16 protein-coding genes and 1 pseudogene are annotated in these 19,213 nt (G+C 58.2%); 13 read left to right on the forward strand and 4 right to left on the reverse strand.

Translation table 11 applies throughout. From position 1 onward, the window contains the following. The first annotated feature begins 121 nt into the window (after positions 1–121). From KVT38_RS15070 to KVT38_RS15115, 11 genes and pseudogenes are all read left to right on the forward strand, one after another. A complete protein-coding gene (locus tag KVT38_RS15070) occupies positions 122–967 on the forward strand; it encodes a sugar phosphate isomerase/epimerase family protein (protein ID WP_217594551.1) in 846 nt (281 codons plus the stop codon). A 10-nt stretch (positions 968–977) separates the two neighbouring features. Continuing rightward, the gene (locus KVT38_RS15075) at positions 978–1,979 is read left to right on the forward strand and encodes a hydroxyacid dehydrogenase (RefSeq protein ID WP_217594552.1); all 1,002 of its coding nucleotides are present in this window, start codon (positions 978–980) and stop codon (positions 1,977–1,979) included. 250 nt (positions 1,980–2,229) lie between these two features. Then, positions 2,230–2,949 (forward strand): YhcN/YlaJ family sporulation lipoprotein, encoded by a 720-nt coding sequence (locus tag KVT38_RS15080; protein ID WP_217594553.1) that lies wholly within the window; start codon positions 2,230–2,232, stop codon positions 2,947–2,949. 188 nt (positions 2,950–3,137) lie between these two features. Further along, positions 3,138–3,314, forward strand: a complete 177-nt coding sequence (locus tag KVT38_RS15085; protein ID WP_217594554.1) for a helix-turn-helix domain-containing protein — start codon at positions 3,138–3,140, stop codon at positions 3,312–3,314. Between the two features lie 153 nt (positions 3,315–3,467). Then, positions 3,468–3,989: an AAA family ATPase gene (locus KVT38_RS15090; protein ID WP_217594555.1), complete on the forward strand. Its 522-nt coding sequence runs from the start codon at positions 3,468–3,470 to the stop codon at positions 3,987–3,989. 509 nt (positions 3,990–4,498) lie between these two features. Beyond that, on the forward strand, positions 4,499–6,067 hold the full coding sequence (locus KVT38_RS15095; RefSeq protein ID WP_217594556.1) for a recombinase family protein: 1,569 nt from the start codon (positions 4,499–4,501) through the stop codon (positions 6,065–6,067). A gap of 266 nt (positions 6,068–6,333) precedes the next feature. Further along, positions 6,334–6,855: an AAA family ATPase gene (locus KVT38_RS15100; RefSeq protein WP_217594555.1), complete on the forward strand. Its 522-nt coding sequence runs from the start codon at positions 6,334–6,336 to the stop codon at positions 6,853–6,855. A 509-nt stretch (positions 6,856–7,364) separates the two neighbouring features. Beyond that, entirely contained in the window at positions 7,365–8,933 is a 1,569-nt protein-coding gene (locus KVT38_RS15105; RefSeq protein WP_217594556.1) for a recombinase family protein, read from the forward strand. A gap of 71 nt (positions 8,934–9,004) precedes the next feature. Then, positions 9,005–9,094: pseudogene (locus KVT38_RS34785) on the forward strand (helix-turn-helix domain-containing protein); the annotation flags it as partial. 201 nt (positions 9,095–9,295) lie between these two features. Further along, entirely contained in the window at positions 9,296–10,369 is a 1,074-nt protein-coding gene (locus KVT38_RS15110) for a glycosyltransferase family 4 protein (protein ID WP_217594557.1), read from the forward strand. A 108-nt stretch (positions 10,370–10,477) separates the two neighbouring features. Beyond that, the gene (locus KVT38_RS15115) at positions 10,478–11,065 is read left to right on the forward strand and encodes a hypothetical protein (RefSeq protein WP_217594558.1); all 588 of its coding nucleotides are present in this window, start codon (positions 10,478–10,480) and stop codon (positions 11,063–11,065) included. Between the two features lie 49 nt (positions 11,066–11,114). Here KVT38_RS15115 and KVT38_RS15120 read toward each other — a convergent pair whose 3' ends face one another. Next, the gene (locus tag KVT38_RS15120) at positions 11,115–12,464 is read right to left on the reverse strand and encodes a sensor histidine kinase (protein WP_217594559.1); all 1,350 of its coding nucleotides are present in this window, start codon (positions 12,462–12,464) and stop codon (positions 11,115–11,117) included. Between the two features lie 150 nt (positions 12,465–12,614). On the opposite strand from KVT38_RS15120, the gene KVT38_RS15125 reads away from it, so the two are divergent. Further along, the gene (locus KVT38_RS15125; protein WP_217594560.1) at positions 12,615–13,961 is read left to right on the forward strand and encodes a DRTGG domain-containing protein; all 1,347 of its coding nucleotides are present in this window, start codon (positions 12,615–12,617) and stop codon (positions 13,959–13,961) included. On the opposite strand, the gene KVT38_RS15130 is transcribed toward KVT38_RS15125, so the two are convergent. From KVT38_RS15130 to KVT38_RS15140, 3 genes are all read right to left on the reverse strand, one after another. Next, positions 13,933–14,247: a YtpI family protein gene (locus tag KVT38_RS15130; protein ID WP_217594561.1), complete on the reverse strand. Its 315-nt coding sequence runs from the start codon at positions 14,245–14,247 to the stop codon at positions 13,933–13,935. The two genes, KVT38_RS15125 and KVT38_RS15130, sit on opposite strands and share 29 nt — an antisense overlap. A 75-nt stretch (positions 14,248–14,322) precedes the next feature. Then, on the reverse strand, positions 14,323–14,823 hold the full coding sequence (locus KVT38_RS15135) for a sporulation membrane protein YtrI (protein WP_217594562.1): 501 nt from the start codon (positions 14,821–14,823) through the stop codon (positions 14,323–14,325). Between the two features lie 4 nt (positions 14,824–14,827). Next, on the reverse strand, positions 14,828–15,154 hold the full coding sequence (locus tag KVT38_RS15140) for a YtrH family sporulation protein (protein WP_217594563.1): 327 nt from the start codon (positions 15,152–15,154) through the stop codon (positions 14,828–14,830). Positions 15,155–15,254: 100 nt separating this feature from the next. Between KVT38_RS15140 and KVT38_RS15145 the strand changes: the two genes are divergently transcribed. Further along, positions 15,255–18,983, forward strand: a complete 3,729-nt coding sequence (locus KVT38_RS15145) for a DNA polymerase III subunit alpha (RefSeq protein WP_217594564.1) — start codon at positions 15,255–15,257, stop codon at positions 18,981–18,983. The last annotated feature ends 230 nt before the right edge of the window (positions 18,984–19,213 follow it).

Raw genomic sequence — 19,213 nt, forward strand, 5'->3', positions numbered from 1 at the left:
CGTACACGGATTCTCGGAAATGTTCAAAAGAAGCGCGGAAAAAGGGAGGCGATCCCCCCGAAAGCCCTGCCATAATCATCATGTCCGGTTGCGAGAGACGAAAACGAAAGTGAGGTGCGGCATGAATCGTTTGGCATTCAGCACGCTCCCCTGCGAGGGCCTGACATTGGACCAGATGCTGGAGCTGGCCGTCCGCTGGGGCTTCGGCGGGATGGAGCTCAGGGAGGGCGCGCCATGGGGCGTATCCACTGACATGACGGCCGAGGCGCGCAAGTCGGCATTCCGAAGTTTCGAACGGACCGGCGTCCGGGCAACCGACATCGCCTCGGGCGTTTGTCTTACCGGTCTTGACAGCGACGAGGCGCAGCTCGAAAATTTGCGGCGCTCGGTCAGGCTGGCGCATGACCTGCAGGCGGGTGGCGTACGGGTTTTCCTCGGTTACTTCACCGAACGAAGAGACCAGGTTATGCCGGCCATCCCCTACGAGACGCTCGTCGCGCATATCGCGGCCGCCTGCGACGATGCGGCGCCGCTCGGCGTGCCGATCTGGATCGAGACGCACAACGAGTTCGCGACCGGCCGCTCGCTCCGCAAGCTGCTGGACGATGTGGGGCGCGACAACTGCGCGGTTATCTACGATATCATCCACCCGCTCGAAGAGGGCGAGCAGCCGGAGGAGACGGTGGCGCTGCTGGGGGCGCAGCGCGCCCACGTCCATATGAAGGACGGCGTCCCGTTCGAGGATCCGATGCGCAGCAGCTGGAAGTACACGCGGATCGGGGAGGGACGGGTTCCGATCGCGTCGATCGTAGAAACGCTGGAGCGCACGGGCTATTCGGGCAGCTACTCCCTGGAGTGGGAGACCAAATGGCGGCCCGAGCTGCAGGCGCCGGGCATGGAGCCCGAGACGATTTTTCCCGCCTATGCGGCGAAGATGCGCGACATTTTAGACCAACTGGGGAAATGAGGGACGCAATATGAAAACATTGGTTACGATTGCGGATCCGGGACTGCTGGAGCTGTTCTGGCGGCCCGCGGTCCGCGACAAGCTGGCGAGCTTTTCCAAAGCCGACTTCGTCGCGCCGGGGCAGCCGTTCGACGCCGTCGCGCTTGCCGAACGGATCGGCGATTACGACGCCTGCATCACATCGTGGGGCTCGCCGTTTTTCACGCGGGAAGCGCTCGCTCGCGCCGGCAAGCTGAAGTTCATCGGCCATGGCGCCGGCAGCGTCGCCTCGATCGTCGGCGACGACGTGTTCGATACGCCGATCGTCGTGACGAGCGCCAACACGGTGCTCGGACGCTCGACCGCCGAGCTCGCCGTATCGCTCATCCTGGCCGGCGCCTGGGATCACTCGGGCTATGCCGCCAGGCTGAAGCGCGGGCAGTGGAGCAACAACAACCGCGAATCCGTGCTCGGCGTGACGCGCAGAACCGTGGGCATCGTCGGCTACGGCGAGATCTCCAAGCAGGTCATCGCCATGCTGAAGCCGTTCGATGTCCGCTTGCTTATCCATTCCGGCTATTGCTCGCCGGAGGAGGCGGCCGCGCTGGATGCGGAGCTTGTGAGCTTGAACGAGCTGTTCGAGCGCAGCGATATCGTCTCGTTGCATAATACGTGGACGCCGCGAACCGAGGGCATGATCGGCGCGGAGCAGCTTTCCCGCCTTCGCGACGGGGCGCTGTTCGTTAACACGGCGCGCGGCCCGATCGTGCAGGAGCAGGCGCTTAAGGAAGAGCTGCGAGACGGGCGCATATTCGCGGCGCTCGACGTATACGCTTCGGAGCCGCTGGCGCGGGAGCACGAATGGCTCTCGATGGACAACGTGCTCTGCCTGCCTCATATCGGCGGCTTCCATGGCCTCCTGAAGCGCGATTTGTGCGACTTTATCGTCGATGAGCTTCATCGGTTCACGAAGGGCGAGGCGCCGATCGGCACTGTGACTCGGGATCATTTCCACCGACTGACGCCAAGATAAGTCGAATCATTTACTTACATCGATCGCTTCCCCGATGCCGCAAAAGGCGTCGGTGGAAGCGTATTTTTTTGCTCCGAACTTAATTTCCGACAGATAATCGAAACTCTCCATGACGATGACAACGGCTGCAAAAGAGCTCGATCGAAAAAACGCATAGCGACGCATCGCGTTGGTGATTCTAACGATTGGCGCAACACCGTATTTTCCAATCGATCTAACTATAGCGAAGACAAAGGGGAGTCGAATCTTAATGTGGCAAAAAGCAACGGCGGCCGCGCTTATATTGACGGCATCGCTGACGATGGCAGGCTGCGCCAATAAGCAGGGGGACGTCGGCAATTCGAACATCAGGTCCCAAAGCATCAACGACCGGTTCGCTGACGACGGACGCAACGAGATGAACCGCATGCGCGGCACGCAGCGCATGAACAACAACGTCGTCGGCCTGCACGGCAACAGCCACCTGGAGATGAATCAGAAGATCGCGGATAAGCTGGCAGCGAGACCCGACGTGCAATCGGCCTATGTCGTCCGCTCTGATCGGAACGCATACGTCGCGATCATGTCCGAAGGCCGCGGAGACCAGGAGCTGTCGAGCAAGCTGAAAGGCGAGATCGCGGACGAGGTCAAGGCACAGTCGCCTGCGACGGATCACGTGTACGTGTCGTCCAATCCCGAATGGAGCGACCGGATGCGCGGCTATGCGGAGCAGGTTCGTCAAGGACATCCGATCCAGGGGCTTCTGACGGAGTTTAACGCAATCGTGAACCGGATCTTCCCGACGGCCGAAGACGGTCATCGGACGGCAGGCAACGATGGAATCAGCGGCGCGGGCAACGGCGGCACGGTCGGCGGCGGCATGACCGGCGCCGGCGCACTCGAACGCAGCGGTGGCGCAGGCGGCACCGGCGGCGCGGCGACCGGCACGAACGCGCATCACCCGCATATGAACAACGTTTCCCGTCCGTAATTTCGCCAAAGAACGGTTCGTGCATACGACGAATGACCCGGCCCTATGCGCCGGGTTGTTCGTTTTTTACTTTGCGCGCCCATTTTATTCGCCGATCGCACCAGCTACAGGGGCTTTTCATATGATAGATCGACTGTACCCTTCACCCTGCAAGCATCTGAATCCCGGGCAAGGAGGGGTGACATACGTTGAGAAGCAGCGACCACAAGAACAAATTCCTTCTTACCAATCGGGAACGCGAAGTGTTCGAACTATTGGTACAGGACAAGACGACCCGAGACATTGCCCAGCAGCTGTTCATCAGTGAGAAGACGGTTCGGAATCATATTTCGAATGTGATGTATTGTGAAACACATAATAGGTGATGTCAATCGAAAAGAACCAACTACAGACTGCAAGCGATTATACCATCCCATGCGCTTCTAATCGACTAACTCAAACATAAAATAGAATTATGTGCTTGATGCTCAGAGGGGGAAGCTTTTTATAATCTTACACTTGAAAGGAGAGGTGGGGATATGGAATGGAGAAAAGAATGGACGATACCTATTCCTCTATTTCTAGTTGCTGGCCTTAGTGGAGCCGGCAAGACCACGGTAGTACCCGTTGTAAGTAAATTGCTGGGCAAGGGATTTAATGTATATGATATGGACGATCTTGTTGAAAATAACAACTTTCAAGCCGCTTGCAACCTGTGGTTGCGAATCGTTTATTTCAATTCGCGTTGCGGTAACCACACGATCCTTTTCGGAAGCATTCCTTATGCTTACCAACCAGAGCTTTGTGAAGATTATGCTATGTTCTCCCCCGTTTGTAAGCTGCTCCTCCACTGCAATGACAGTGTTCGGACCATTCGGCTAGAAGAACGGGGCGGTGTATGGAAAGAGGGGAATAACTTAAACGTGGCATTGCATGCCGCCCAAGGGATGTACCAAGAGGCAACCGCTTTACAGATACCTATTGTGGATACAAGTAGCACACCAATTGAGATTGTGGCTCAACAAGTTAAAGATTGGATCATATCAAAAATCGTTAATTGACCTCCTTCGCGGTCAGAACGCAAGCCATGCATTTTATGAGGCGATAAGAGAAAGTCAGAAAGGGAACTTATAAAATGAGCCCCGGCTGCCGAATGCGCCGGGGCTTCACTTTTTAAACACTCTTCATCTCCCATGGGTCGACCGCGCGCACATCATTCTGCGGACGCACGTTAATCCCTTCAGCACGAGCAGCTATTCATAACGTCGATGCGCCGGCAGCGCGCAAGTCCTACTGCGAACGGATCGAGCGGCAAGTTAAGCGATCCAAAAACCAATTGACGAAGCAGGGGCAACATGACCAAGCCCCTGCTCATAAAATAGATCAGGTGATGCGATCGTGGAGAAGAAAAAGCCCTATCGAATAAATCTGATTCATAAAGGCACGGATCCCCAAGCCGTTATAAATAAATTGGTAAAAGCCGAATGGTCGAAAATACTGGATAAAAACGGAATGATTGCTCACAATTTAGACGAGGTTCTGAACAAACACACTTCGGGGGAAATGTGTAATGATCACTAAAGGCGTAAGAGGATACGTTCGTGTTTCTACTATGAAAGACTCGCAGAAGGACAGTCCCGAACACCAAGAAGCATTTATACGTGAACGGTCCGCAACTTTGGGCATGGAAATTGAACAAATTTACGAAGACCGCGATTCGGCTACAAGCATTGTAGCGCGTGACGATGTTCAAAGGATGATCGCGGATGCGAAGAGGGGCGACGTTCGCACCCTCTTTTTTACGTCACTCTCTCGCTTTAGCCGGGATGCGCTGGATGCAATATCGCTAAAGCGAATCCTCGTCAATGCGCTTAAAGTGCGCGTGATCTCGATTGAGGACGGATACGACTCGGGAGTAAAGGACGATGAGCTGCTGTTCGGCATTAAGTCGGTGGTCAACCAAAACACAAGCGGCGACATCAGCACGTCGTCGCGCCGCGGTATCCGTCAATCGGCCGCCAAGGGCAACTATATCGGCTCCATACCTCCGTATGGATATAAAAAGGTTGTCCGGGATGGAAGGAAAACGCTAGATGTTGTTCCCGAGCAGGCCGAGATCGTCAGGATGATTTACGACCTGTACGTCAATCGTGGCATGGGCGAGAAATCGATCGTCAATTATATAAATGGTGAAGATGGCGGGCGCCTCCCTATCCCTTCCTATAAAGGCGGCTTGTGGGGGCTCACGGCTGTACAACGTATTCTTCAAAATGAAAACTACACAGGCTTCAACGTTTTCGGCCGGCACACCGTCGAAGTCACTTACAACGATCTGGCCGATCTTATGGACCGAGGCAAGAAGCTCGTCCAGAAGCCAAAGTCGGAGTGGGAGAAGACCGATTTCCAGACGCACGAAGCGATCATTTCGCCTGAGCTGTTCAAGGAAGCGCAAGACATCCGATTAATCCGAGGGGGAGGAGCCCGCGGTGGCCGGCGGTCCTTCGTGAATGTATTCGCTAAGATGATCTTTTGCGCCGAATGCGGCTCAGCCATGGTCACGATGGCGAGCAAAACAAACAACAAATCCGGAACCGAATACAGATACCTTATGTGCTCCAGGCGTCGCCGCGTCGGCGCCAAAGGTTGCAGCAACGACAAATGGCTTCCGTATTTCGACTTCCGCGATGATTTAATGAAGATGATTTTGGAAGAGGTTCGGGCACGTCTAAAAGTGTACGAGCAGGATCCGGAAGCTCTGTCGATCGGGCTGGCAGGCAAGGATATGGAGAAAGAGAAAAAGAAGCTTGAGAAGCGCATTGAAGACAACCGTAGGCTCTTATTCGAGATCCGCCGGCAGAACATGCTCGGGGAGATAGATACCGGCCAGTACGAATTCGAAAAGGTGCAGTACGAGAAAGAGATCGAGGAAGACGGGAAACGTCTCGACATCATAAATGCCCATCAACAACAAGAAGCGAACATAGAGAAGACGCACAAGCAGATGAAGCAGAGTCTCACCGATCTGACGAAAATGAAAAATTACGACGACATTGAAATGACCCGACTCCTGTTGACTCGCCTTATACAGCAAATCACGGTTAATAAAGCCGGGGAAGTCGATGTCATTACGAATCTATAATTGAACAGCAGCAGCGACGGGTAGAGAGTCCTGGACAGTTTTCAATCTCTTTATTTATGTGTACTTGAAAACACACTACAAATGTGATGTATTGTGAAACACATAATAGGTGATGTCAATCGAAAAGAACCAACTACAGACTGCAAGCGATTATACCATCCCATGCGCTTCTAATCGACTAACTCAAACATAAAATAGAATTATGTGCTTGATGCTCAGAGGGGGAAGCTTTTTATAATCTTACACTTGAAAGGAGAGGTGGGGATATGGAATGGAGAAAAGAATGGACGATACCTATTCCTCTATTTCTAGTTGCTGGCCTTAGTGGAGCCGGCAAGACCACGGTAGTACCCGTTGTAAGTAAATTGCTGGGCAAGGGATTTAATGTATATGATATGGACGATCTTGTTGAAAATAACAACTTTCAAGCCGCTTGCAACCTGTGGTTGCGAATCGTTTATTTCAATTCGCGTTGCGGTAACCACACGATCCTTTTCGGAAGCATTCCTTATGCTTACCAACCAGAGCTTTGTGAAGATTATGCTATGTTCTCCCCCGTTTGTAAGCTGCTCCTCCACTGCAATGACAGTGTTCGGACCATTCGGCTAGAAGAACGGGGCGGTGTATGGAAAGAGGGGAATAACTTAAACGTGGCATTGCATGCCGCCCAAGGGATGTACCAAGAGGCAACCGCTTTACAGATACCTATTGTGGATACAAGTAGCACACCAATTGAGATTGTGGCTCAACAAGTTAAAGATTGGATCATATCAAAAATCGTTAATTGACCTCCTTCGCGGTCAGAACGCAAGCCATGCATTTTATGAGGCGATAAGAGAAAGTCAGAAAGGGAACTTATAAAATGAGCCCCGGCTGCCGAATGCGCCGGGGCTTCACTTTTTAAACACTCTTCATCTCCCATGGGTCGACCGCGCGCACATCATTCTGCGGACGCACGTTAATCCCTTCAGCACGAGCAGCTATTCATAACGTCGATGCGCCGGCAGCGCGCAAGTCCTACTGCGAACGGATCGAGCGGCAAGTTAAGCGATCCAAAAACCAATTGACGAAGCAGGGGCAACATGACCAAGCCCCTGCTCATAAAATAGATCAGGTGATGCGATCGTGGAGAAGAAAAAGCCCTATCGAATAAATCTGATTCATAAAGGCACGGATCCCCAAGCCGTTATAAATAAATTGGTAAAAGCCGAATGGTCGAAAATACTGGATAAAAACGGAATGATTGCTCACAATTTAGACGAGGTTCTGAACAAACACACTTCGGGGGAAATGTGTAATGATCACTAAAGGCGTAAGAGGATACGTTCGTGTTTCTACTATGAAAGACTCGCAGAAGGACAGTCCCGAACACCAAGAAGCATTTATACGTGAACGGTCCGCAACTTTGGGCATGGAAATTGAACAAATTTACGAAGACCGCGATTCGGCTACAAGCATTGTAGCGCGTGACGATGTTCAAAGGATGATCGCGGATGCGAAGAGGGGCGACGTTCGCACCCTCTTTTTTACGTCACTCTCTCGCTTTAGCCGGGATGCGCTGGATGCAATATCGCTAAAGCGAATCCTCGTCAATGCGCTTAAAGTGCGCGTGATCTCGATTGAGGACGGATACGACTCGGGAGTAAAGGACGATGAGCTGCTGTTCGGCATTAAGTCGGTGGTCAACCAAAACACAAGCGGCGACATCAGCACGTCGTCGCGCCGCGGTATCCGTCAATCGGCCGCCAAGGGCAACTATATCGGCTCCATACCTCCGTATGGATATAAAAAGGTTGTCCGGGATGGAAGGAAAACGCTAGATGTTGTTCCCGAGCAGGCCGAGATCGTCAGGATGATTTACGACCTGTACGTCAATCGTGGCATGGGCGAGAAATCGATCGTCAATTATATAAATGGTGAAGATGGCGGGCGCCTCCCTATCCCTTCCTATAAAGGCGGCTTGTGGGGGCTCACGGCTGTACAACGTATTCTTCAAAATGAAAACTACACAGGCTTCAACGTTTTCGGCCGGCACACCGTCGAAGTCACTTACAACGATCTGGCCGATCTTATGGACCGAGGCAAGAAGCTCGTCCAGAAGCCAAAGTCGGAGTGGGAGAAGACCGATTTCCAGACGCACGAAGCGATCATTTCGCCTGAGCTGTTCAAGGAAGCGCAAGACATCCGATTAATCCGAGGGGGAGGAGCCCGCGGTGGCCGGCGGTCCTTCGTGAATGTATTCGCTAAGATGATCTTTTGCGCCGAATGCGGCTCAGCCATGGTCACGATGGCGAGCAAAACAAACAACAAATCCGGAACCGAATACAGATACCTTATGTGCTCCAGGCGTCGCCGCGTCGGCGCCAAAGGTTGCAGCAACGACAAATGGCTTCCGTATTTCGACTTCCGCGATGATTTAATGAAGATGATTTTGGAAGAGGTTCGGGCACGTCTAAAAGTGTACGAGCAGGATCCGGAAGCTCTGTCGATCGGGCTGGCAGGCAAGGATATGGAGAAAGAGAAAAAGAAGCTTGAGAAGCGCATTGAAGACAACCGTAGGCTCTTATTCGAGATCCGCCGGCAGAACATGCTCGGGGAGATAGATACCGGCCAGTACGAATTCGAAAAGGTGCAGTACGAGAAAGAGATCGAGGAAGACGGGAAACGTCTCGACATCATAAATGCCCATCAACAACAAGAAGCGAACATAGAGAAGACGCACAAGCAGATGAAGCAGAGTCTCACCGATCTGACGAAAATGAAAAATTACGACGACATTGAAATGACCCGACTCCTGTTGACTCGCCTTATACAGCAAATCACGGTTAATAAAGCCGGGGAAGTCGATGTCATTACGAATCTATAATTGAACAGCAGCAGCGACGGGTAGAGAGTCCTGGACAGTTTTCAATCTCTTTATTTATGTGTACTTGAAAACACACTACAAACGTCATGCAAAAGCTGAACGTCAAAGGTCGTTCACAAGCGGTCGTTGAGCTGATTAAGCTCGGGGAGTTAAAAATCTGACCGGAGCGATCCGGCGCAGACCGGCCTTCTTTTCACCGCATCCATGCGGCGGAAAAGGAGGTTTTTGGCGTTCGGCTTATTTTGAACAAACGCCGACAGGCGCTGCTATCGTTACTTTTTTGAGAAGAGGGGACGCTTGACCAATCGTTGCGGACCGGACGCTCATAAGCTATGGCGTGCGACCGAACGGGAGGGATACGGATGCGCGTATTATTTTCTTACCTGCTGCCGAGCGGCGGGATGGAGACGCTTAATCGTCTGCGGGCGGAGGCGCTGATCCGTCACGGCGTCGACTGCCGCTTGCATTACCAGCTGCCCGGGGCGGGCCTTCAGAATAATACGAGCGGCGTGCCGATCTATGTTACGAACGAGGACGACGGAATGAGGCAGCTGCTGCAGGAGGGACAGTTCGACGCGGTGGTCGTCTCGAACGATTTCTTCGGACTGGAGCGGATGCGCAGGCTCGGCTTCGCCGGAACGATGCTGTTCGAGGCCCAAGGACTCGGAACGCGGCAGCAGGCGGTAGAGGCGCTGCTTGGCGGGGCGACCTGGTTGCGCGCCTATGCCAACGGACTCGTCTATCCGCAAACCTCGCATCTGATCGAGCTGTTCGGGGGCATGTTCAGCGACATACCGCAGTTTTGTTTCGACAATCCGCTCGATGTCGAGCGATTCGGCTATCACCCCGTTCCGATCCATTCGAGCCCGATCGTCGGCTGGGTCGGCCGCATCGAGCCGAATAAAAACTGGCGTGCTTATCTGCAGATCGGCGCGGAACTTAGACGCCGCGGTCACGACGTGCATCTGTGGACGTTCGAAGATGCCACGCTGAATCAACCGGAGGAGCAGGCGGCCTTCGAGCGAATGGCTTCGTTATCCGGCCTTGCCCCCGTCATCAGGAGACATTCGAACGTCCCGAACCTCGTCATGTCGGATTATTATTCGATCATCGGAGATTCCGGCGGCTTGCTCGCGTCGACGTCCATATTGGAAGGCTTCGGTTATGCGGTAGGCGAAGCGATGCTGTGCCGGTGCCCGGTCGTTGCGGCCGACTCGGACGGCGTTCGGACGTTCATCGAGCACAGCCTGACGGGACTGCTGTATGCGCAGGAGTCGCTTGGCGTGGCCGCTGATCTCGCCGAGGCGCTGCTGCTCGACGCGGGCTTTAGAGAGCGGATCAGGTCCGACGGCAGGCAGCGCGCGCTTGCGCGCTTCGCTCCCGGGCTGTATGTCGCAAATTTTGTTCAAATGATGCGGGGATTCGGCTTAAGCTGAGTCACTCGCATTTTTTCTGTTTTCGGAGGGAATCGGGCGACTCGCGTCGAAAAAGGGAACCAGCGCTTTTTAAGCGGAACGTTTGAATGGTCGGGGAGGTTGATGAAAATGAGCCGGGATCGATTTTCCGCGAACCCGCGGCTGCTGCTGGCGCTTGTGCGCAATCCGTCGGCGGCGCTTGCGCTGCGCGGCGCCGAAGACCTGCCGCTCGGCTTGATCGGGGCGGCCGCGTCGGTCGCCGGATTTTATATTTGGGTGCTCGCGGTTCAGAACCGGGTCGAGCATGCGATGTCGTTTTTTTCCGTTCTCTTCGTGAGCCGACTGTTCAGCGCAGGGCTGGCGCTCAAGCTGCTGCTGCTCGGCCTGTTGTCGCTGCTTGCCTTGACGGCATCTCTGTCTGCCGTAGGCAACCGTCTGGGCCGGCGCAAGCGCGCCTGGATCGAGATCGTCACTTATCAAGGGAGCTCGCAGCTTCTGTTCGGGGCGGGCTATCTCGTCTCGGCGCTCGCGGCGTTTCTGTCGGTCAGGCTGTCGCTGGCGTTGACGGGCGGGCTGCTGCTGCTCAGCCTGCTCGTTCTGGTCATTCACGCGCTGGAGCTGCACGAGGTGGAGCGCAAGGACAGCTTCGCGGCGGTGCTGCTGTCCATAGCCGGGTATGTCGTCCTTTTTTCGATAGGCTGGCTGCTGCTGTTCTAGCCGATTCGCCGCGCGAGGGCGCGGCCGGAAGCCGCGAGGATCTAGCCGCTCAGGACAACTGGGCGGCTTTTTGCGGCAGCCGGACCTGGAACACGGTGCCGCGCTTCTCGTCCGAATGGACCGTCAGCGTACCGTCATAGTGGGCGACGCGCTCGCGGACGATCGGCAGTCCGAGCCCCCGGTCGACTCCCGGCTTGGTCGAAAATCCGGGCTCGAACAGACGCGCCCGCGCCGCCTCGCTGATGGGCGGTCCGGGATTGGACACGGTCAACTCCAGATAGCCGTCGGACAGCCGGAAGGACGCGCGCACCCGGCGCTCGCCGGCCGGCAGTTTGACGACTTCGTCGAAGGCGTTGTCGATCAGATTGCCCGCGATTTTCACGATATCGATGACCTTGACGGGCGATCGCGGGTTCCAGGGGCCAGCGAAGTCGCTGTCGAAGTCGATTCCCAGGCTCAGCGCGACGGCCGTCTTCGCCTTCAGCAGCGCGCCTACCGCGGGAATGTCGTGCTGAACGATATCGCCGACCTCGTGCGTTTCTTTGACGACGTCCGACATGTAGGCCTTGAGCTCCGAGAGCTTGCCGAGCTGCAGCATCGTATGCATGACCTGGATATGATTGAGGTAATCGTGCCGCTGACCCCGAATCGATGTGAACATACCGCTGATCTGGTCGATATAGTGCTCCTGGGTGGACAGCACCGTGTCCTGCCGCGTACGGTCGATGAGCCAGATCACGAAGTACAAGGTGGGCAGCGAGAGCAGCACCGTCGCGTAGAACAGGTAGTCGAAAAAGGCGTATCGCTCGTATTCGCCGGGAATGGCGCGGCCCAGCAGGACGCCGCTGCCCGCAAAAAGCTGGAGCAAAAGGCAGACGAGCACGCGAACGAGTCCGTTGCGGCGAATGTAACCGCCGGCCGCGCGCAGGCTGTCGAACCAGCGGACGGCCCGGGGGCCGACGAAGGCAGCGACGAACCATTGAATGAGCAGCACCGGATACAGGCACGACGCGAATGCCGGGAAGTCATCCAGTATGCGCGCCTTGTCGGCATCGCCGTACACGGCTCCGTACAAATAGTATACGGCCAGATCGTTCAGGGAACTGATGACGTAGGACAGCAGCAGGATCATCAGTTTCTTTTTCGCACCGACGTCCTTGAACAAGAGGAACAGCATGAGCGTCGTGCTCGCGACGGAATTCAGCACATGCATGGGTGTTGGAACGAGGTGGAAAAACAGGTCCGTAAAGACGGAATTGACGACGGCGAGCGCGCCGATTCGCAGCCAGCGTCGGGCCGGCTGCAAGCCGAGCGCGGCAAGCGTCAGCCATATAACGGTAAAGGTCTGCGGAATGGAGATAAGCAGGTCCTGCCGGAGGAATGAAACGAAATCTTGCATGAACGGTAGTTCTCCTTTTGGCGCTTGGCTCGACTAGGCTGCGGTCGCTGTGCTACATTGAGGGCGAAGGCAGTGTATGTATATACTTTAAATCGTTTTCCTGTTTTTGCCCACTGCATTCGATACGATTGGAAAAGAGAGGCGTCGGAAATGGCGGGCAACGATCATGCCGGAGAAGAGTTAACGAAGCACGAGCAGCTGCTCGAATACATAAGGGATCTGCCGATCGGCACGCGCATCTCGGTGCGGCAAATGGCGAAGGACAGGGATGTGTCCGAAGGAACGGCCTACCGCGCGCTTAAAGAAGCGGGGCTGGCGGGCTATGTCAGCACGAAGGAGCGGATCGGGACGGTCCGGGTCGGCCGGAAGCGGCGCAGTCATCCCGAGCAGCTCACGTTCGCCGAGGTGCTCGAGATCGTCCAGGGCAGCCTGCTCGGTGGCGGGGAGGGGCTCGACAAGACGCTGCACAAGCTCGTCATCGGCGCGATGGAGCTGGACGAGATGACGGGCTATATCGACGCGGGCAGCCTGCTCATCGTCGGCAATCGCGAAGGCGCGCACCGCATCGCGCTCGCCCATGGGGCGGGCGTGCTCGTCACCGGCGGATTCGGGACGAGCGAGGACGTGAAGGAGCTGGCGGACGACCGCCAGCTCCCCATTCTGACCTGCAAGCACGACACGTTTACGGTGGCCTCGATGATCAATCGGGCCATGTACGACCGGCTCATTAAGCGGAAAATCATGATGATCGCGGATCTTGTCGAGCCGACGGCCAAGGTCGGCTCGCTCAAGCAGTCCGCGACCGTGGCCGACTTCCTGAAGACGAGCGCCGAGACCGGCTACTCGCGCTTCCCGGTCGTCGACGAGTGGAATCGCGTCGTCGGCATGGTGACGTCCAAGGACGTCGTCGGCCGCCCGCCGGACCAATCGGTGGACAAGCTCATGACGCGCAGGCCGATGACGGTCACGATGAACACGCCGATCGCGTCGGCCGCGCACCGGATGGTGACCGAGGGCATCGAGCTGCTGCCCGTCGTCGACCGCCAGCGCAAGCTCGCGGGCGCCGTCAGCCGGGCCGAGCTGCTGCGGGCGATGCAGTTCGCCAACCGCCCCGAGCAGCTCGGCGAGACGTTCGATGCGCTCGTATGGGCGGGTTTTTCGGAGGAACGGGACGCGGAAGGGCGTCAGTCGTTCACCGGCCTCGTGACCCCTCAGATGTCGGGGGCGCTCGGCACGCTGTCGGAGGGCGTGCTGACGATGCTTATGCAGCAGGCGGTCGCCAGAATGGCTGCCGATCTCGGCCGTCACGAGCATATCGTCGAAAATATGACGGTCTACTATTTGCGGACGATTCCGATCGACGCGCAGCTTGCGATCCGGCCGCATCTCATTGAGGCGAGCCGGCGCCATCTCAAGCTGGAGGTCACCGCCGCGCTCGCGGACGGGGAGGTCATGGCCAAGGCGATGATCACTGCGCAGACGATCGACGCTTCGTAAAAAAGGCGTGATTGCGCATGCCCGCGAACAGGTTGAAGAGGCCGAGCACGAGGAAGACCGCGCCGACGATGACGCGGAGCGTCGAGCCGCTGTAGACGAACATCTGCAGCAGCGCCAGCGCGATCAGCATAATGCCGAGGCATATGTTCATCCGTGCGGCCATCAGACCGCGCTGCGTCGGATCGGCGCTGCGACGCGAACGGAAGCTGAAGCCGACGGACAGAATCAGCGTGACGAGGATCGCGATGCCGAAGATCCAGGACAGGATCGCTTCGAGATTGGACAAAGGGGGGCAGCTCCTTATGTAGCGAATTGTTCCTCATTGTACCATATTCGCCGCGCCGAATGAATGCGCCTGCGCTCAGCGTCTGAGCAGCGGCGCGGCTTCCGCCCATATCGTCAGCCGGCCGTCGGCCGCCAGCGCCGTGCGGATATGCACGGTATAATCTTTCTTTTCGATATCCGGATAGACGGCGCCGTCCAGCAGGCTGCGGGCGAGCGCCGCGTCGGAGCCGATATCGTAGATTTTCCTCCCGATGAAGCTGCGCTTCAGGCTCGTCATGAGCCGTTCCTTGAGCGCGCTCTCCGTGACGGCGTCGAGCGGCTCCCGGCCGGGCGCTTCGTTCACGTACAGCACGATGCTCGAGATGACCGTCTCGCCCGCGTTCGGCTTTTCTTTTTGCCTCGCCTGCTGCTCGGCCAGCTCCGCCTGCTCCTTGAGCTCGTAGTTGTGCAGGACGATCCGGTTCGTCTGGTCGAGCACGAGCGCGCTGTAAACCGCCGCGCCCACGATCATCCCGCACAGGAAAAAAGCGGCCGCCTGCATGCCCCGTCCGTACCTCGAAAACGCGGGTACCCTCATTTTCTCACCCCGGATTTCTGCACAACCACTGCACCAGCTCGGTCGCCAGGTGCGCGCCGAGAAACGCGCAGACGATATAGCCGATCTGCTGAACGGCCGGCGACAAGTACCCCTCCATCACGTTCGCTTCGATGACGCGGATCGGATCGATCGAGCCTCCGACGGCGACGACGACCGCCCAGATCTTGATGCGGCTCGCGATCTCCAGCACCGTCTCGGCCGGCGGACGCCAGAGGAACAGCGCCGCCATGCCGGCCAGCATCGCTCCGCCGAGCACCACGCCGAAGGCGATACAGAAATCGAGCACCGCATGCGCGTAGACGCGGTTCATGTCCATCCCCTCCTATACTTATATGTATGGGACGTGCCCGCGCCGATATGATACAATTCGATTAATGGGAACAAAAACGGGAACACGGGGAGGCATGGCGATGTGCGGATTCGTCCATCTTCATAATCATAGCGAATACAGCCTGCTGGACGGGGCTTCGCGCATCAAGGACATGACGGCGCGTGCGGCCGAGCTCGGCATGACGGCGCTGGCGCTTACCGACCACGGCGTCATGTACGGGGCGATACCCTTTTACAAAGCCTGCCGCGAGCGGGGGATCAAGCCGATCATCGGCATGGAGGCCTACGTTGCCTCAGGCTCGCGGCTGGAGAAGGCGTCGCGGCGCGACCAGCCGATCTACCATTTGACGCTGATCGCGAAGAACGCCGCCGGCTACCGCAATCTGATGAAGCTGAGCTCGATCGGACATCTCGAGGGCTTTCATTATCGTCCGCGCATCGACTTCGAGGCGCTGTCGAGGCATGCCGAAGGATTGATCTGTCTGAGCGGCTGCATGAGCAGCGAGCTGTCCCAGCATCTGCTGCACGGCCGGGACGCCGAGGCGCGGCAGACGGCGCTTAAGTATCGGGAGCTGTTCGGCGAGGACTACTTTCTCGAGATCCAGGACCATGGCCTGACCGATCAGAAGCGCATCGCCGCAGGCACGCTGAAGCTGGCGGACGAGCTGGGCATCCCGCTCGCCGCGACCAACGATTCGCACTATTTGAACGAGGAGGATCACGTTCTGCAGGACGTGCTCATCTGCATCGGCACCGGCAAGACGGTCGACGACCAGGACCGGTTCCGGATCGGCACCTCGCAGCTGTACATGAAGAGCGGGGAGGAGATGTCCGCCTTGTTCCGGCATCGGCCGGAGGCGGTGGCGAACACGGCGCTGATCGCGGACCGGTGCGAGCTGGAGATCGATCTCGGGGCGCATATTTTGCCGAAATTTTCGCCGATCCCCGAAGGGATGACCGCGGAGACCTATCTGGAGGAGCTATGCCTGGCCGGTTTGCGGGAACGGTACGGCGAGCCGGAGGCAACATCGGCTGGCGCGATTGCCGCGGAGGCCGAGGCGCGGCTGCGCTACGAGCTCGGCGTCATCGCCCGGATGGGCTTCAGCGACTATTTTCTGATCGTCTGGGACTTCATCCGCTACGCGCGCGAGCAAGGCATCGCGGTAGGGCCGGGACGCGGCTCGTCGGCAGGCAGCATCGTCGCCTACAGCCTGCGCATCACGGACGTCGATCCGCTCAAGCACAAGCTGCTGTTCGAACGCTTCCTGAACCCGGAGCGCGTGAGCATGCCCGATATCGACGTCGACTTCAGCGACGAGCGCCGGGACGAGGTCATCCGCTACGTCGCAGCCAAGTACGGCAGCGGCCACGTCGCGCAGATCATCACGTTCGGCACGCTCGCGGCCCGCGCCGCGGTGCGCGACGTCGGACGCGTCCTGAACCTGCCGTACGGGGACGTGGACCGGGCGGCCAAGCTCATTCCCGGCATGCCGGGAATGTCCATCGAGCGGGCCGCGAGAGACAATCCCGATTTCCGCGCCTTGACGGAGAAGGGCGGCCCGATCGCGGATCTGATCGCGATGGCCAGGCGCGCGGAGGGGATGCCCCGCCACGCATCGACGCATGCCGCCGGCGTCGTCATCTCCTCCGAGCCGCTCACGGACTACGTGCCGCTGCAGGAAGGCGCGGAGGGCGTGCCGCTGACGCAGTATTCGATGGAGCATCTCGAGGCGGTCGGCCTGCTCAAGATGGACTTCCTCGGCCTGCGCAACCTGTCGATTATCGAACGCGCGATGCAGAGCGTGCTCGAGTCGACGGGCAAGGCGCTGCGCTGGGAGGAGATTCCGTACGACGATCCGGCGACGTACGAGCTGCTCGGCCGCGGCGACACGACCGGCGTCTTCCAGATGGAGTCCGCTGGCATACGGCGGGTGCTGCGCGACATGAAGCCGAGGACGTTCGAGGACATCGTGTCCGTCGTGGCGCTGTACCGGCCCGGGCCGATGGACTTCATCCCGCAGTTCATCAAGACTATGCACGGCGAAGTTGCGGCCGAATATCCGCAACCGGATCTCGAGCCGATCCTGCGTGATACGTACGGCATCATCGTCTATCAGGAGCAGATCATGCAGATCGCTTCCCGGATGGCGGGCTTTTCGCTCGGCGAAGCCGATCTGCTGCGACGGGCGGTCGGCAAAAAGAAGCGGGAGATTCTCGATGAGCAGCGCGCGCATTTCGTGCGGGGCAGCCTGGGGCAGGGCTATACCGACGACGAGGCGAATCGTGTTTACGACATGATCCTGCGCTTCGCCGACTACGGATTCCCGCGGGCCCACGCCGCCGCTTACGGCGTGCTCGCCTTCCAGACGGCATACCTGAAGGCCCACTATCCTGTCCCGTTCATGGCGTCCATGCTCACCTCGATCATCGGCAATCAGCGTAAAACCGCGGAATACGTCGACGAATGCCGTCGCATGGGCATTCCCGTACTGCCGCCGGACGTGAACGAGAGCCGGGTGCTGTTCACGCCGGTGCGCACGGCCCTGGCTGCCGGGCAAGACGGGATGGGGGACGCGGGCGCCGCGTCCGAAGATTCGGCTCGGGCGATTGCGGCGTCCGACGATCCCGCCCGCTCGTTCAACGCCATCCGCTTCGGGCTTGCCGCCGTCAAAAACGTCGGCACGCAGGCGATCGAGAGCATCATGAAGGAGCGGGCCGAGCGGCCGTTCGACAGCCTGTCCGACCTGTGCAGGCGGGTCGATCCGCGCGCCTGCAACAAGCGGGTGCTCGAATCGCTGCTGCTCTGCGGCGCGCTGGACGCGCTGCCCGGCCACCGGGCGCAGCTGCTCGCGGCGCTTGACGAATCCGTCGAGGCTGCGGCGATCTGGCGCAAGGAAAAAGAAGAGCTGCAGCTGGAGCTGTTCGATCTCGGCGACGCGCCGAACTGGGAGGTGGACCTGCCGGAGGTTTCCCCCTATACGCAGACCCAGACGCTCGAGTTCGAGCGGGAGCTGCTGGGACTGTACCTTTCCGGTCATCCGCTAGACGTCTTCGACGGGCTGTGGGAGGAAGCGGGGTTGGACCGGCTCTCGGACCTGGCGGAGGCGGAGGACGGCGCGCAGGTCGTTACGGCGGGCATGGTCGTCTCGCTCAAGCCGATCGTGGCCAAGAGCGGTCAGGCGATGGCGTTTCTGGAGCTGGAGGACCGCATCATGGGCGCCGAGCTCGTCGTGTTCCCGTCCGTCTGGAAGACCGCATCGGCTTTTGCGGGGAAAGGCGCGCTCCTGCTCGTGCGGGCCAAGCTTCAGCAAGGCGACGAGGACTTCAAGCTGCTGGCGGACGAGATCGTGCCGCTGTCGGCGGACACGCTGAAGCGCGAGGCGGCCCGCATGCGCAGAGGCGGCGGCTACCGGGGCGGCCGGTCCGAGCGGAGCGCCGACGCCGCGCGCGGCTCGGACCGGGCCGAAGCGAAGCCGGCCGCCGCTGAGGGCGCGCGCCGGGCGACGTCCGTCGTCAAGTCGGCCCCCGACAAGACGCGGGCCGGCGCTGAGCGCGTCAACGGAGGCAATGGGGGAGCGGCGTCGCAGCGCTTCTACGTGCGGATCGACGAGGGGCATGAGGCGCCCTCCGTGCTCAAGGACTTGCAGGCGCTGCTCGTCAAGCACAAAGGGCCGCTGCAGACGGTTCTGTTCTACGAGCGCGACCGCAAGTCGCTGGCGCTGAACGATTATTACCGCGTCCTGCCGTCTGCGGCGCTGACCGCGGCCGTCGAACGCTTGCTCGGCGCGGGCACGGCGAAGGTCAAATAGCAGCGTCGCGCCGATTCTGACATCGATATAGGTGCGTATCGTGCAAATGTGCGCGGTACAACGGCAGAGGGAGTGCTCGGGCAAGCTATCGCGCAAAAATACACGATACAACGCCAAAATTAATGAGTAAGGTCATTTGTCGGCCTGTATCACGCACTTTCTCTAAGGCCCCCTAATCGGATTGGAGTCCCTCCCTACAATTTATTAAAATAGGGATAAGGGAGATGATC

This window comes from Cohnella sp. GbtcB17, assembly GCF_019091135.1.
In the GTDB taxonomy this organism is placed as follows: domain Bacteria; phylum Bacillota; class Bacilli; order Paenibacillales; family Paenibacillaceae; genus Cohnella.

What these genes read in the sequence shown, in the direction of transcription:
- KVT38_RS15070 (WP_217594551.1), top strand. Translation starts at nt 122, where the DNA reads ATGAATCGTTTGGCATTCAGCACGCTCCCCTGCGAGGGCCTGACATTG.
- KVT38_RS15075 (WP_217594552.1), top strand. Translation starts at nt 978, where the DNA reads ATGAAAACATTGGTTACGATTGCGGATCCGGGACTGCTGGAGCTGTTC.
- KVT38_RS15080 (WP_217594553.1), top strand. Translation starts at nt 2,230, where the DNA reads ATGTGGCAAAAAGCAACGGCGGCCGCGCTTATATTGACGGCATCGCTG.
- KVT38_RS15090 (WP_217594555.1), top strand. Translation starts at nt 3,468, where the DNA reads ATGGAATGGAGAAAAGAATGGACGATACCTATTCCTCTATTTCTAGTT.
- KVT38_RS15095 (WP_217594556.1), top strand. Translation starts at nt 4,499, where the DNA reads ATGATCACTAAAGGCGTAAGAGGATACGTTCGTGTTTCTACTATGAAA.
- KVT38_RS15100 (WP_217594555.1), top strand. Translation starts at nt 6,334, where the DNA reads ATGGAATGGAGAAAAGAATGGACGATACCTATTCCTCTATTTCTAGTT.
- KVT38_RS15105 (WP_217594556.1), top strand. Translation starts at nt 7,365, where the DNA reads ATGATCACTAAAGGCGTAAGAGGATACGTTCGTGTTTCTACTATGAAA.
- KVT38_RS15110 (WP_217594557.1), top strand. Translation starts at nt 9,296, where the DNA reads ATGCGCGTATTATTTTCTTACCTGCTGCCGAGCGGCGGGATGGAGACG.
- KVT38_RS15115 (WP_217594558.1), top strand. Translation starts at nt 10,478, where the DNA reads ATGAGCCGGGATCGATTTTCCGCGAACCCGCGGCTGCTGCTGGCGCTT.
- KVT38_RS15120 (WP_217594559.1), bottom strand. Translation starts at nt 12,464, where the DNA reads ATGCAAGATTTCGTTTCATTCCTCCGGCAGGACCTGCTTATCTCCATT.
- KVT38_RS15125 (WP_217594560.1), top strand. Translation starts at nt 12,615, where the DNA reads ATGGCGGGCAACGATCATGCCGGAGAAGAGTTAACGAAGCACGAGCAG.
- KVT38_RS15135 (WP_217594562.1), bottom strand. Translation starts at nt 14,823, where the DNA reads ATGAGGGTACCCGCGTTTTCGAGGTACGGACGGGGCATGCAGGCGGCC.
- KVT38_RS15140 (WP_217594563.1), bottom strand. Translation starts at nt 15,154, where the DNA reads ATGAACCGCGTCTACGCGCATGCGGTGCTCGATTTCTGTATCGCCTTC.
- KVT38_RS15145 (WP_217594564.1), top strand. Translation starts at nt 15,255, where the DNA reads ATGTGCGGATTCGTCCATCTTCATAATCATAGCGAATACAGCCTGCTG.